1 protein-coding gene is annotated in these 212 nt (G+C 56.6%); it reads left to right on the forward strand.

Annotated elements, in window-relative coordinates:
* The coding region (locus tag C7I36_RS17525; protein ID WP_219899694.1) for a hypothetical protein at positions 1 to 212 on the forward strand (212 nt) is incomplete at both ends.

Raw genomic sequence — 212 nt, forward strand, 5'->3', positions numbered from 1 at the left:
GTTACGGGTGGCCCAGAGCTACCTGGAAGGTGAGCTGAAGCTGACGGTTAACGCCACCAAGACCCACATCGTCCACAGCGATGAGGGGGTGAAGTTCCTGGGTGTGGTGATCCACACGAACTACACCCGTATCCAGGACAAGAAGGTGGTAAAACTCAAGCAGAAGCTGAAAGCGCTGACAAAGCGAAACCGGGGCATTGGGCTTGCGGCGA

Origin of the sequence: Zobellella taiwanensis (assembly GCF_003012795.1) — a bacterium.
In the GTDB taxonomy this organism is placed as follows: domain Bacteria; phylum Pseudomonadota; class Gammaproteobacteria; order Enterobacterales; family Aeromonadaceae; genus Oceanimonas; species Oceanimonas taiwanensis.